Consider the following 13,491-nt stretch of genomic DNA (forward strand, 5'->3'; position numbering starts at 1 on the left):
GATGTCCGAGACACCCCTGCTCACCCGGCGGCCCGAGTGGACCGCCCTGGAGGACCACCGCGCCGGGTGGAAGGCGCATCTGCGGGAGCTGTTCGCGACGGACCCCTCACGCGCGGAGCGGTACGTGGTGCGCGTCGGTGACCTGCGCATCGACTACTCCAAGCACCTCGTCACCGACGAGACACTCGCCCTGCTCCAGGAACTGGCCACCGCCACCGACGTGTTCGGGCTGCGCGACGCCATGTTCCGCGGCGAGAAGATCAACATCACCGAGGACCGCGCCGTGCTGCACACCGCGCTGCGCGCCCCGCGCGACGCGGTGATCGAGGTCGACGGCGAGAACGTGGTCCCGGGGGTCCACGCGGTGCTCGACAGGATGAGCGACTTCGCTCAGCGTGTCCGCTCCGGCGAGTGGACCGGCCACACGGGCCGGCGCATCCGCAACGTCGTCAACATCGGCATCGGCGGCTCCGACCTGGGCCCGGCGATGGCGTACGAGACGCTTCGGGCGCACACCGACCGGTCGCTGACCTTCCGGTTCGTCTCGAACGTCGACGGCGCCGACCTCCACGAGGCGGTACGGGACCTGGACCCGGCGGAGACGCTGTTCATCGTCGCCTCCAAGACCTTCACCACGATCGAGACGATCACCAACGCCACCTCGGCCCGCTCCTGGCTGCTGAACGGCCCCGGCGGCCTCGGCGAGGAGAAGGCGGTCGCCCAGCACTTCGTGGCGCTGTCGACGAACGCCGAGAAGGTCGCCGGGTTCGGCATCGACGTGGACAACATGTTCGAGTTCTGGGACTGGGTCGGAGGCCGCTACTCCTACGACTCCGCCATCGGCCTGTCCCTGATGATCGCCATCGGCCCGGACCGCTTCCGCGAGATGCTCGACGGCTTCCGCATCGTCGACGAGCACTTCCGCAACGCCCGCGCCGAGGCCAACGCGCCCGTTCTGATGGGCCTGTTGGGCGTCTGGTACGACAACTTCCTCGACGCGCAGACGCACGCCGTGCTGCCGTACAGCCACTACCTGTCGAAGTTCACCGCGTATCTCCAGCAGCTGGACATGGAGTCCAACGGCAAGTCGGTGGACCGTGACGGCAATCCCGTGGAGTGGCAGACCGGTCCGGTGGTGTGGGGCACGCCCGGCACCAACGGGCAGCACGCCTACTACCAGTTGATCCACCAGGGCACGAAGCTCATCCCGGCCGACCTCATCGGCTTCGCCCGCCCCGTCGCCGAGATGAGCGACGAACTCAGGGCGCAGCACGACCTGTTGATGGCCAACCTGTTCGCCCAGGGGCAGGCGCTCGCCTTCGGCAAGACCGCCGAGGAGGTGCGCGCGGAGGGCGTGGCCGAGGAGCAGGTCGCGCACCGCACCTTCAAGGGCAACCACCCCACGACCACGATCCTCGCCCGCGAGCTCACCCCGTCGGTCCTCGGCCAGCTCATCGCCCTCTACGAGCACAAGGTGTTCGTCCAGGGCGCGATCTGGAACATCGACTCCTTCGACCAGTGGGGCGTGGAACTCGGCAAGGTCCTCGCCAAGCGCGTCGAACCCGCTCTCACCGAGGGCACTGACGTCCCCGGCCTCGACCCTTCCACCGCCGCCCTCGTGGCCGCCTACCGTGAACTCAAGGAAGTGAACTGACCATGCAGCTCGGTCTCATCGGCCTCGGCAAGATGGGCGGCAACATGCGCGAGCGCATCCGCCGCGCCGGCCACACCGTCATCGGCTACGACCGCAACCCCGAAGTCTCCGACGTGGCCAGCCTCGCCGAGCTGGTCGACAAGCTCGAAGCCCCCCGTGTCGTCTGGGTGATGGTCCCGGCCGGCGCCGCGACCCAGTCGGTCGTCGACGAACTCGGCGGGCTGCTCCAGTCCGGCGACACCGTCGTCGACGGCGGCAACTCCCGCTGGACGGACGACGAGAAGCACGCCGAGGAACTCGGCACCCGGGGCGTCGGCTTCGTCGACGCGGGCGTCTCCGGCGGCGTGTGGGGCCTGAAGAACGGCTACGCCCTGATGGTCGGCGGCGACAAGGAGCACGTCGACCGCCTCCAGCCGATCTTCGAGGCGCTCAAGCCGGAGGGCCCCTACGGCTACGTCCACGCCGGCAAGGTCGGCGCCGGGCACTTCTCCAAGATGGTCCACAACGGCATCGAGTACGCCATGATGCAGGCCTACGCCGAGGGCTGGGAGCTGCTGGAGAAGGTCGACTCCGTCACGGACGTGCGCGAGGTCTTCCGCTCCTGGCAGGACGGCACCGTCATCCGTTCCTGGCTGCTCGACCTCGCGGTCAACGCCCTCGACGAGGACGAGCACCTCGAGCGGCTGCGCGGGTACGCGCAGGACTCCGGCGAGGGCCGCTGGACCGTGGAGGCCGCCATCGACAACTCGGTGCCGCTACCGGCGATCACGGCGTCCCTCTTCACACGGTTCGCGTCCCGCCAGGAGGACTCGCCGCAGATGAAGATGATCGCCGCGCTGCGCAACCAGTTCGGCGGCCATGCCGTCGAGTCCACCAAGGAGTAGTCCGACCGTGGGGGATCTTCTTCTGGTCCGCCACGGCGAGACGGAGTGGAGCGTGTCGGGCCGGCACACCAGCTGGACCGACCTGCCCCTCACCCAGCACGGCGAGGAACAGGCCAAGTCCCTCGCTCCACTCCTGTCCGCCCGGACCTTCGCCCTGACACTCACCAGCCCACTGCACCGCGCGATCCGCACCGCCGAACTCGCGGGCCTCACCGGTGCCGTACCCGACCCCGACCTGCACGAGTGGGACTACGGCGGCTACGAGGGCATCACCACCGTCGACATCCACCGCGCCCGCCCCGACTGGGACCTGTGGACCCACGGCGTACCGCCGGGCCCGGACGGCCACCCCGGCGAGTCGCCCGAGGAGATCGGGCTGCGTGCCGACCGGGTGCTCGCCCGGGTGGACACCGCCCTCCCGGACGGCGACGTCGTCCTGGTCGCCCACGGCCACTTCCTACGGGTCCTGACGGCCCGTCGCCTCGGACTCCCGCCCGCCGAAGGGCGGTTGTTCCAGCTGGCGACCGCCACGGTGAGCCGACTGTCGACGGAACACGGACGGCCCGTGATCGCGGAGTGGAACACCAGACCGTGAGGCCGTGAGGCCGTGAACCACGGTCGTTGACGGGCCTCTTCGGCGCGGCGGTCTCCCAAGGACGGGAGACCGCCGCGCCACCCGCTCAGACCGCGGTCCGCTCCACGGGGATCCACAGCTCCGCGTCGGCCTGTGCGGCGTCCTGCGACAGCCGGGTGCGCAGGAGCTCCGGTCCCGGCCTGCTCTGGAACGGATTGGACGGGAACCACTGGGTGAAGACGTCCCGCCACAGGTACTGGAGCGCCTGCGGGAACGGCCCGGAGTTCTCGAAGACGGCCCATGTCCCCGCAGGGACGACGAGCTCGTCCAGGTCCTTGGGAGCCGGACCCGCGGTCACCACCGCGTGGTAGTAGTCGAGTTCGGTTCCCTCCGCCCGGCTCGGGTCGAGGTTGTCGCTGACGCCCAGGATGCCCTCCGGCTCCTGATCGGACAGCTCGCCGACTCGCCGTATCGTCTCCTTGTCGAGACCCCGGATGAACTCCGCGATCTGCGGGTTCAGCCCCTCATGGACGAGCGGGACCCGGACCTTCTTGCCGACCACACGGAACTGCTTTTTCTCCACGATCCGGTATCGCATACTGCTGCTCCCTTCGATGACGAGACGGAAGGACATCCGAGGCTGGGAGCACAGAGTGGCGCCGTTCCGCCGGGCCTCGCCCGGGCCCACACCGTGCATGGTGCGGAACGCGCGCGCGAACGCCTCCCCCGAGCCGTAGCCGTAGCGCACCGCGATCTCCAGGAGTGTCCGCTCCCCGGCGAGCACTTCGGCCCCCGCGACGGTGAGCCGCCTGCGCCGGACGTACTCCGACAGCGAGATCCCCGCCAGCGCGGAGAACAGCCGGCGGAAGTGGTACTCCGACGTCACCGCGATCCGCGCCAGCTCGGTCACCTCGATCCGCTGATCGAGATGCGACTCGATGTGTTCCAGGGCCTCGTTCAGCCGCTCCAGCACCTCGGTCTCCTTCCCTTACGCCCTTCACGTTAGGAAGGCCGCCCCCTGCCGGACCCGACATCCTGTGCCCGGTGTGATCGGGTGTGTTGACAGGCCAAGTCGATCACGTAAGAGTCCCCGCTGATGGAGATCAACGATCTGACCCCGGCCGAACAACGCGTCTGGCGCGCCTTCGCCACGGGTACGGAGGTCGACTTCCGTGACGCGGCCGACGACTGGGGCCCCGAACGGACCGTCCGGGCCGCGGTGTTGCGGGCGCTGCTCCTCAACGGGCCCCATGAGCCGGGGGAGATAGCGGCCCTCAAGATCAGGGGAGCGCGTATCACCGGCGCGTTGGAACTGCGGTACGCGGCGGTCGACAGCGTCATCCATCTGACCCACTGCCGCTTCGAGGCCGCCCCGGACTTCATCGGCGCCCACCTGCGCTACCTCAGCCTGCGCGACTCGGAGATGCCCGGTCTGTCGGTGACACGGGCCCGGATCGACGGCAGCCTGCGGCTGACGCGCTGCCGGTTCAGCGGGCCGGTGCGGCTCGACGGGGCGCAGATCGCGGGTGCTCTGTTCCTGGAGCGTGCGGAGGTCGACGTGGAGGCTCCCACGGCACCCACGCACCCCGTGCTGCAGCTCAACCAGGTCGGCGTCGACGACGACCTGTGCGCCCGGGGCCTGCGCGCACACGGTCTGGTCCGGCTCGACGGCGCCACCGTGGCCGGCTCACTCGACCTGGAGGACGCCGAGCTGAGCAACCCCGGCGCCCAGGTGCTCGAGGCGGAGGCTCTCGAGATCGGTGCCAACCTGCTGGGCCGACGGCTGCGCGCCCAGGGCCGGATCGACCTGCGCGGCGCCCGGATACCGGGCCGCGTGGATCTGCTGGACGCCCGCCTGTCCAACCCCGGCGGCACCGCCCTGCGGGCCAGCAGCTGCGTGATCGGCGAGTTCTGGCTGCGCCGGGGTCCGCAGGTCGAGGGGCTGCTGAACCTGCGCCGGGCCGAGATCAACCAGTTCGACGTGGAGCCGGAGATGCTGCCCGACCAGGTGCGGCTGCTCGACCTCACCTACACCTTCCTCACCCCGCACGAGCCCGCCGAGCGCCGGCTGCCGATGCTGGAGCGCGACGACGGCGGTTTCGACCCGCACGCCTACGAACAGGTGACGGCCGCGTACCGCCGGATCGGCGACGACCAGGCGGCCCGGCTCGTCCAACTCGCCAAGCAGCGCCGCCGCCGGTCCACGCTCCCCTGGTACGGCCGGATGTGGGGCCACCTCCAGGACGGGGCCGTCGGCTACGGCTTCCGCCCGCTGCGCGCCGCCGTCTGGCTGCTGTCCCTGCTCGCCGTCGGCTCGGTCGCGTACGCCACGCACCACCCGCCCGCGCTCAAGGCGTCCGAGGCGCCCCGCTTCGACCCGGTGTTCTACACCCTCGACCTGCTCCTGCCGGTGATCTCCTTCGGGCAGGAGGCCGCGTTCGCGCCGACCGGCTGGTACCAGACGCTGTCGTACGTCCTCATCGTCACCGGCTGGATCCTGGCCACGACGGTCGTCGCGGGCGTGACCAGGACCGTCAGCCGGCAGTGAGGCGGTGCGTCAGCGGGCCATGTGCTGGGCGGCCAGCCTCACCTGCGCGTTCGCGGCGCCGTAGCCCTGGTAGCTCCCGTCGCGCTGGACGAGTTCGAAGAAGACGCGGCCGACGGTGTGGGTGTAGCAGTGCCGGAACACCCCGTGCGCGTCCCGGTCGTAGAGGATGCCGAGTGCGCGGTACGTCTCCAACTCGCCCTCGGCGAACTCGAAGCGGGCCGCGAGGTCGTCGTAGTAGTTGGCGGGGATCGGAAGCAGGCGGCCGCCGGCCCCGGTGAAGCGGCGGGCCGCGGCGACCACGTCGTCGGTGGCCAGCGCGATGTGGCGGGCGTGCGCCGTGTCGTCACCGGGCGCCGCGCCGACCGTGAGCGGGATACGGACACTGCCGTCGGCGTTGGTGACCGCGCGGCTGCGCAGCAGACCGTACGGGTCGGCGACGTCCACGCTCTCCTGGGCGTCGAGCCCGAGCACACTGCGGTGGAAGAGGACGGCCTCGTCGTAGTGGTGCCAGGGCTGGGTGAGGGAGAGGTGGTCGATACGGACCGGGCTCGCGGCGGCAGCGGCGTCCGGGGCGGTGTCCTCGAAGTCCGCGCGCCAGTTGGACAGCCCGGGCCGGTCCGTCGCGCACAGGAAGAGTTCCGTGCCGTCGGGGGCTGCCACGGCGTCGAGGGGTGCGTCCTCGGGGGCGCGGCGGCGCGGCAGGACGGGGGCGAGGAGGGCCTCGGCGCGGCGGGCGGCGGCGGAGGGGTCCGGTGACTCCAGGCCGATCGCGGCGAGGCAGGTGCCGTCGACGGGGGTCCCCCCGCTCGAGCGGAGCCGAGAGTGGGCGAGGGCGGCCGGGCCGGTGTTGACCAGGACCCGGGCCTCGCCCTGCTCCCACAGCTCGACGGGCTTGCCGCGGTGGCGGGCGGTACGGGCGAAGCCGAGAGCGACGAGGAGGGCGGAGACGGGTGCGGCGTCGGGGGTGACCAGCTCGGCGAAGGCGACCCCGGTGGGGGCGGTGGGCGGGGGCAGCGCGGCGAGGCCGACCTCCTCCCCGAGGACGAGCAGCGAGCGGCGGGCGTCCACGGCGGTCGGGCCGGCCTCGGCCTGCCGGAACACGTCGTTGAAGACCTCCAGGGAGAGCGGTCCGTCGTAGCCGGTGCGCAGCACGTGCCGTACGAGCCCGGCGACGTCGAAGCCGCCCTGGCCGGGGAAGCACCGATGGTGGCGGCTCCACTGCAGGACGTCCATGGCGAGCAGCGGGGCGTCGGCCAACTGGAGGAAGAAGATCTTCTCGCCGGGGATGTCCGCGATACCTTCGAGATCCTTGGGTTCGGAGCTCCGGGAGAGGATGTGGAAGCTGTCCAGGCAGGTACCGAGCGCCGGGTGGCCGGCGGTGTCGACGATGCGCCAGGCATGGTCGTACGTGCTGACGTGCCGCCCCCAGGCGAGTGCCTCGTAGGCGACGCGGATGCCGAACTCCTGTGCCAGGTCGGCGAGTCGGCTCAGCTGCTCGGCGGCGAGGGCGTCGTCGTCGACAGCGAGCGGGTGGACGCTGGAGCAGACGAGGACGGTGTCCGCGCCGAGCCTGCGCATCAGCGCGAACTTGTGGCGGGCGCGCCGCAGGTTGCCGTCGAACTCCTCGGCGGGCACGGCCTCGATGTCGCGCATCGGCTGGTAGAGGTCGATGCCGAGGCCGAGGTCGGCGCAGCGGGCGCGGATCTCCTCCGGGGTGAGGGGGCTCGCGAGCAGGTCGTTCTCGAAGATCTCGACGCCGTCGAAGCCGGCCCGGGCGGCCGCGGTGAGCTTCTCGGTGAGGGATCCGCTCAGCGAGACGGTGGCGATGGACGTGCGCACCTCGGTACCTCTCTCTCCTCGGGTCTCTACTTGGGGGCCTTCACGGCCCCGGCCAGCTCGGCGAACGCGGCGAGCATCCGCGCGCTGTCGGGTTCCCGTCCGGTGAACAGACGGAACGCGTCGACGGCCTGGAAGACGGCCATGCCGCCGCCGTCGAGGGTGGCGCAGCCCAGCGCGCGGGCGGTGCGCAGCAGCTCGGTCTCCAGTGGCCGGTAGACCACCTCGGCGACCCACAGCCGGGGGTGCAGCAGTTCGGCGGACAGGGGCAGTCCGGGGTGGGCGGCCATTCCGGTGGGGGTCGCGTTGATGAGGCCGCCGGTGCCGTCGGCGTCGGCGAGCAGGCCGGGCAGGTGGTCGGGGCCCGCGGCGGCCGCCCGGCCGTCCCCGAAGCTGCTGTTCAGGGACGCGGCGAGGGCGGCGGCCCGCTCGGGCAGCGCGTCGACGACGGTGACCCGCTCGGCGCCGAGGGTGAGCGTGGCGTGCGCGACGGCCGCGCCCGCGCCGCCGGCGCCCAGCTGCACGACCCGCTCCAGCGGTACGTCGGGCAGGCCGCGCGCGAAGGAGGCGGCGAAGCCGGTGACGTCGGTGTTGTGGCCGACCGCGCGGCCGCCGTCGAACACCACGGTGTTGACCGCGCCGAGCGCCTCGGCCTGCGGGGAGAGGTCGTCGAGGTGCGGGATGACCAGCTGCTTGCAGGGGTGGGTGATGTTCAGCCCGTCGAAGCCCAGGTCCCGGGCGGCCCGCACCAGGTCGCCCACCGCCTCGGGCGGGACGCCCAGGGTGTCGATGTCGATCAGCCGGTAGAGGAGGCGCAGGCCTTGGTGGTCGGCCTCCCGCTGATGCAGCGCCGGGCTCAGCGAGGGGCCGATTCCGGAACCGATCAGCCCCACGAGATACGAGTCCTTGGGCACGTGGCCTCCCGAGCCGCTCAGCAATGTACGAACCAGTGAGTTAGTCATAGCAGCAGGCGCCGACCTCTGGGAACCCCCTGCCGGGCAACGAACTGCCGGGCAACGAACGCGCGCCCGGACCTCCGCACGCCCGGGCTTCTACAATCACCGGCACAGGCCCTACGCCCGAAGGAACCCGATGACCAGCGTCGACGAACCGGCAGCACCGAACGGGCGCATCCGTGACGCCGCCCGCACCCAGGCCGAGATCCTCGACGTGGCCACGCAGGAGTTCGCCCGGGCCGGCTACGACGGGGCCCGCGTGGACGAGATCGCCGCCCGCACCCGCACCACCAAGCGGATGATCTACTACTACTTCGGCGGCAAGGAACAGCTGTTCACGACCGTCCTGGAGCGGGCGTACGGCGTGATCCGCGAGGCCGAGCAGCGGCTCGACGTCGAACACCTCGACCCGGTAGCGGCCATCCGGCGCCTGGCCGAGCTCACCTTCGACCACCACGAGCAGCACCCCGACTTCATCCGCCTGGTCAGCATCGAGAACATCCACGGCGCGGAGCACATCGCGGCCTCCGAGAAGCTCGGCAGGATCGGCTCGCCCGCCCTCGACGTGATCCGCCGGATCCTGGCGACGGGCCAGGAGTCCGGCCTGTTCACGGCCGATGTCGACGCCGTCGACCTGCACGCGATGATCAGCTCGTTCTGTTTCTTCCGGGTGGCCAACCGGCACACCTTCCGCGTGCTGTTCGACCGCGACCTGGTGGACCCGGCCGAGCGCGAGCGCTACCGCACCATGCTGGGCGACATGGTGATCGCCTACCTGACGGCGGAGCGCGCGGCGGAGTAGGCGCCCGGCGCGGGACCCCTTGACACCCGGGGAAACTTCGGCGCAACATCCCACCCACCGCGACTAACTACCCAGTGGGTTAATTAGCCGAGATCCGGCCCTCCCCCCTCCGCTCACTCCGCCTATGGTGGAGCCCCCCGAAGGAGCACGCCGTGTCCGTCCCCGCCGCCTCCCCGCCCACGGGCCAGCCGAAGAAAGCCGCCACTGCGGCCTGGATCGGCAGCGCCCTGGAGTACTACGACTTCTTCATCTACGGCAGTGCCGCCGCGCTGATCTTCCCCGAGGTCTTCTTCGACGAGTCCGACCCGGCGACCGCCACCCTGCTGTCGCTGGCCACCTTCGGTGTCGCGTACGCCGCCCGCCCCGTGGGCGCCCTGTTCCTCGGGCACTTCGGCGACCGGGTCGGCCGTAAGAAGATCATGGTCTTCACGCTGATCCTCATGGGCCTGTCGACGTTCCTCATCGGCTGCCTCCCCACCCGCGGCCAGGTCGGCACCCTCGCTCCCGTCCTGCTGGTCCTGTGCCGTGTGCTCCAGGGCATCTCGGCGGCGGGCGAGCAGGCCAGCGCCAACTCGATGACGCTGGAACACGCGCCACCGCACCGGCGCGGCTTCTTCACCAGCTTCACGCTCAGCGGCACCCAGGGCGGGCAGCTCCTCGCCACGCTGGTCTTCATCCCGGTCGCCGCGCTCCCCGACGACCAACTGCTGTCCTGGGGCTGGCGGATCCCGTTCTGGCTGAGCGTCGCGGTCGCGGTCGTGGGCTACGTCATCCGGCGCAAGCTGGAGGAGACCCCGGTCTTCGCCCAGCAGCAGGCCTCGGGCGACGGCGTCGCCAAGCTGCCGCTGGTGGTGCTGCTGCGCGAGCACTGGGCGGATGTGCTGCGGGTGATCGCGGGCGCGCTCGTCGCCTCGGTCAGCACGATCTTCACGGTGTGGGCGCTGGCGTACGCGACGAGCGACTCCGTCGGGATGAGCCGCTCCTCGATGCTGTGGGTGGGCGCGCTGGCCAACCTGGTGGCGCTGGCCGCGATCCCCCTGTGGGCCACGCTGTCGGACCGCGTGGGCCGCCGCCCGGTGTACCTGATCGGCGCCGCGGGCAGCGCGGTGGCGATGTTCGCCTACCTCTGGGCGATCTCCACGGGCTCCTACCCCCTGACCCTCGTCCTGGGCGTCGTCGCCTTCGGTGTCCTCTACAGCGCCGCGAACGGCGTGTGGCCCTCCTTCTACGGCGAGATGTTCCCGACCCGCGTCCGCCTGTCCGGCATGGCCGTCGGCACGCAGATCGGCTTCGCCGTCGCCGGCTTCGCGGTCACCTTCGCCGCGCAGATCGCCGGCCCGGACGGCGCCGACTGGTCGGCGGTGGCCTTCTTCACCGCGGCCCTGTGCGTCCCGCCGGTCGTCGCCGCCCTGTCGGCCCGCGAGACCGCGAAGGTGCCGACGGAGGAACTCGGCGAGCGGTCGCGGCGGGAGGCGTCCCAGCCGGAGACGGTGACGGCCTGACGGCCGGGGGTGCGGCGCCGGGGCTGCGCCTCGCCCCCGGCCTACCGGTTGGACCAGCCCCTCCGGCACAGCACCAGCCGGTACCCGTCCGGGTCCTCGATCGTCACACCCCACTCGTTCCAGTACGGGTTGGGCGACGGGACCCGCTTGCCGCCGTGCGCCTCCAGCCGGGCGACCAGGTCGTCCGGCACCGGCCCGTCCACGTACACGACCAGCAGGTCCTCCTCGGTGGGCCGCGGCTCCACGGGGTGGGCGGCATCATGCACGAGCTCCAGATGCCAGTCGGCGTCCGGCCACCCCACCATCAGCAGATCATGCTCTCCCGGCGCCTCACCCTCGGTTCGCCACACGACCCCGAGCCCCAGCCCCTCCACCCAGAACCGCTCGGCCGCGTCGAGGTCGCGCGATGGACGGGCGATACGGATGTGACTGCGACCGTTGACGGACATACGGGCTTCTCCTCTTCCTGCTGAATCTCGCGGGACAACGTGCGGCTGCCTACCCGTCGGAAATACGTTGCCTCCCGACAACGAGGCAGCCTACGGTCTCGATCATGCTGCCTCCGGTGGAAACTGACGAAGAGTGGGACGCGGTCGTTCCCGACGAGAGGGTGATGCGGGCCGGGGCGGAGCACCTCTGCGGGCGCCTCGGTCTGGCGGGCGCACCGCTGACCCGCTTCCCGGACGGGTCGCAGCCGGTCTACGCCGTGGGTGACGATCTCGTCCTCAAACTGTTTCCCGGAGCCGCCGCGCAGGACGGCGTCGCCGAAGGCCGTGTGCTGTCCCATCTCCACGGGTTGCTGCCGGTGCCGACGCCACGGGTGCAGGACTTCGGGCCGTACGAGAACGGCTGGCAGTACGTGCTGATGTCGCGGCTGCGCGGCGAGAACCTCGCCCACGCCTGGGAGCGCGTACCGCAGGCCGACCGTGAACGGCTCGTCGCCGAGATCGGCAGGCTTCTCGCCGTACTCCACTCCCTGGATCCCGCACCTCTGGAGGACGTGCTGGGGCCCGGCAGTTGGGGCGCCTTCACGGACCGCCGTCGTCGAGACGCCGTGGAACAGCAGCGCGGACACGGGCTGTCGGCCGCCTGGCTGGAGCAGATTCCCGCCTTCCTCACCACGATTCCCCTGCCGCCGGCTCCGCGCCGCTCGCTGTTGCACACCGAGGTCATGCGCCAGCACTTCCTCGTCGACCCCGACGGGTGGCGTCTGACGGGGCTCTTCGACTTCGAGCCGGCCATGATCGGCGACCGCGCCTACGACTTCGTCGGAGTCGGCCTGTTCGTCACCCGGGGCGACCCGAAGCTGATGGGCCGCCTCGCCAACTCCTACGGCCACCCCATCGAGCCGCAGGTGCTGATGGCGTACACGCTGCTGCACGTGTACAGCAACCTCCCCCGGTACCTGCGCGAACTGGGCTCCCCCGCCCAGGCCACGCTGCCCGCGCTGGCCCGGGCGTGGTTCGGCACCGCCTGAGCAGCCCCGCTCCCGGCGCGGCCCGACGCGTCAGCCCTCCTTCCACACCAGCACCTTCAGCACGGCGCTGGTGACCCGCACCGGCGCCGTTTCGAAGGCCTTCAGCCGGATGCGCATCTGGCGACCGGAGCCGATGCGGCCGGTGATGGGCGACTTGCCGAACGTCTCGCCCGAGGTGCCGATGAGTTCGCCGATGGGGTGGTCGGTGACGTACCCGCCGGTGGAGTCCACCTCGGACTGGCGGATCTGCAGGACGCGGCCCGCGGGGAGGCCGGAGACGCGCAGGTTGAGTTCGCCGGTGAAGCGGGCCGGGCCGCGGACGAAGACGGAGCCGTCGTTGGCGTGGCCGCCGGGCTCGTCGGTCCACTCGGCGGTGAACTCGATGGCGTCCCAGTCGCCGCCGGGCCTGAGCTCGAAGGGCGCGTCGATGCCGAGGTTGACGTAGAGGGGCATGGGGTCCTCCTTCTCCCAGTGGCCCGCCGGCAGCGCCAGGCAGTCGGCCAGATCACGGCGGAAGTCCTTCATGTCGAAGCCGCGCGGGTCGGGCTTCCAGTCGCTCCACTCCAGGTGGCCGATCGCGCTCTTGCGGCTCCAGCCGTGGGCGCGGCAGATCGCGGCGTCGGCCTTGACCATCGCCACGTACTGGGCGCGCGGCCACGGGTCCTTGCCGGTGCCGAGGTTCTCGCACTCGAAGCCGTAGAAGTGGCGGTTGCCGTCGACGGCGCCGGCGGAGCCCTCGTGCTGGTGCGGAGCGGGCGGGCGGTCGCCGTACGACTCGTCGCGCACGGCGGCCAGGACTCTCCCGTCGCCGCCACCGGCGTGGTTGGCGCGGCCGTTGCCGACGAGGTGGACGACGCCGTCCTTGGTGATGCAGCCGGTGGCGAGCGGGCCGGGCAGGTCGCTGCGTCCGTCGTAGATGAGGTCGACGACGTCGACTCCGGATCCGGTCGCGGTGTGGTGGTTCATCACGCCGTACACCGGGCCCCAGGCGCCCACACCGTTGCGGTTGTGGGTCCGCCAGCTGCGGACCTCGTGCACGGTGCAGCCCTCGGCGAGAAGTGCGGCGAGCAGTCTGGCAGCGCTGAGCGGTGTGGCCATCGAGCCTCCGTTCCCTCTGTCGTCCCGTCGTCCCCCCGTCCCCCGTCGTCTCCATGCGTCGCCGTACGCAGCGTAGGGCGGCTGCGCTTGGGCGGCTGGAGGAATCCAAGCCATCACACGAACGAGCGGCTGCCGCTTGAATCTGACATCCGTGTCAGGG

The 13,491-nt window shown here is 71.3% G+C and carries 12 protein-coding genes; 7 read left to right on the forward strand and 5 right to left on the reverse strand.

The genetic code is table 11. The annotated features are described in order from the left end of the window. The first annotated feature begins 1 nt into the window (after position 1). The 3 genes from pgi to ACFYWX_RS00165 are packed head-to-tail and all read left to right on the forward strand — an operon-like array spanning position 2 to position 3,133. Complete coding sequence (pgi, locus tag ACFYWX_RS00155) at positions 2-1,654, forward strand: glucose-6-phosphate isomerase (RefSeq protein ID WP_389421737.1); 1,653 nt, start codon at positions 2-4, stop codon at positions 1,652-1,654. A gap of 2 nt (positions 1,655-1,656) precedes the next feature. Then, the gene (gene gnd / locus ACFYWX_RS00160) at positions 1,657-2,538 is read left to right on the forward strand and encodes a phosphogluconate dehydrogenase (NAD(+)-dependent, decarboxylating) (RefSeq protein ID WP_389421738.1); all 882 of its coding nucleotides are present in this window, start codon (positions 1,657-1,659) and stop codon (positions 2,536-2,538) included. A 7-nt stretch (positions 2,539-2,545) separates the two neighbouring features. Next, positions 2,546-3,133, forward strand: coding sequence for a histidine phosphatase family protein (locus tag ACFYWX_RS00165; protein WP_389421739.1), 588 nt, complete (start codon positions 2,546-2,548; stop codon positions 3,131-3,133). 85 nt (positions 3,134-3,218) lie between these two features. On the opposite strand, the gene ACFYWX_RS00170 is transcribed toward ACFYWX_RS00165, so the two are convergent. Further along, positions 3,219-4,085, reverse strand: coding sequence for a GyrI-like domain-containing protein (locus ACFYWX_RS00170; protein WP_389421740.1), 867 nt, complete (start codon positions 4,083-4,085; stop codon positions 3,219-3,221). Between the two features lie 123 nt (positions 4,086-4,208). Here ACFYWX_RS00170 and ACFYWX_RS00175 point away from each other — a divergent pair, with 123 nt between their 5' ends. Then, positions 4,209-5,660, forward strand: a complete 1,452-nt coding sequence (locus tag ACFYWX_RS00175; RefSeq protein WP_389421741.1) for a membrane-associated oxidoreductase — start codon at positions 4,209-4,211, stop codon at positions 5,658-5,660. Positions 5,661-5,669: 9 nt separating this feature from the next. Here the strand turns inward: ACFYWX_RS00175 and ACFYWX_RS00180 are convergent, their stop codons facing one another. Both ACFYWX_RS00180 and ACFYWX_RS00185 read right to left on the reverse strand, forming a co-directional pair. After that, entirely contained in the window at positions 5,670-7,499 is a 1,830-nt protein-coding gene (locus ACFYWX_RS00180; RefSeq protein WP_389421742.1) for a bifunctional sugar phosphate isomerase/epimerase/4-hydroxyphenylpyruvate dioxygenase family protein, read from the reverse strand. 26 nt (positions 7,500-7,525) lie between these two features. Continuing rightward, the gene (locus ACFYWX_RS00185; protein ID WP_389421743.1) at positions 7,526-8,410 is read right to left on the reverse strand and encodes a shikimate dehydrogenase; all 885 of its coding nucleotides are present in this window, start codon (positions 8,408-8,410) and stop codon (positions 7,526-7,528) included. Between the two features lie 178 nt (positions 8,411-8,588). On the opposite strand from ACFYWX_RS00185, the gene ACFYWX_RS00190 reads away from it, so the two are divergent. After that, the gene (locus ACFYWX_RS00190; RefSeq protein WP_389421744.1) at positions 8,589-9,254 is read left to right on the forward strand and encodes a TetR/AcrR family transcriptional regulator; all 666 of its coding nucleotides are present in this window, start codon (positions 8,589-8,591) and stop codon (positions 9,252-9,254) included. Positions 9,255-9,406: 152 nt separating this feature from the next. Further along, positions 9,407-10,756 carry an MFS transporter gene (locus ACFYWX_RS00195; RefSeq protein WP_389421745.1) on the forward strand — a complete coding sequence of 450 codons (1,350 nt, stop codon included), beginning with the start codon at positions 9,407-9,409 and terminating at the stop codon, positions 10,754-10,756. 41 nt (positions 10,757-10,797) lie between these two features. Here the strand turns inward: ACFYWX_RS00195 and ACFYWX_RS00200 are convergent, their stop codons facing one another. Continuing rightward, complete coding sequence (locus tag ACFYWX_RS00200) at positions 10,798-11,205, reverse strand: VOC family protein (RefSeq protein WP_389421746.1); 408 nt, start codon at positions 11,203-11,205, stop codon at positions 10,798-10,800. Between the two features lie 104 nt (positions 11,206-11,309). Between ACFYWX_RS00200 and ACFYWX_RS00205 the strand changes: the two genes are divergently transcribed. Continuing rightward, positions 11,310-12,233 carry a phosphotransferase family protein gene (locus ACFYWX_RS00205; RefSeq protein ID WP_389421747.1) on the forward strand — a complete coding sequence of 308 codons (924 nt, stop codon included), beginning with the start codon at positions 11,310-11,312 and terminating at the stop codon, positions 12,231-12,233. Positions 12,234-12,263: 30 nt separating this feature from the next. Here the strand turns inward: ACFYWX_RS00205 and ACFYWX_RS00210 are convergent, their stop codons facing one another. Continuing rightward, positions 12,264-13,331 (reverse strand): N-acetylmuramoyl-L-alanine amidase, encoded by a 1,068-nt coding sequence (locus ACFYWX_RS00210; protein ID WP_389421748.1) that lies wholly within the window; start codon positions 13,329-13,331, stop codon positions 12,264-12,266. Between the last annotated feature and the right edge of the window lie 160 nt (positions 13,332-13,491).

The organism is Streptomyces sp. NPDC002888 (genome assembly GCF_042888465.1).
Lineage (GTDB): Bacteria > Actinomycetota > Actinomycetes > Streptomycetales > Streptomycetaceae > Streptomyces.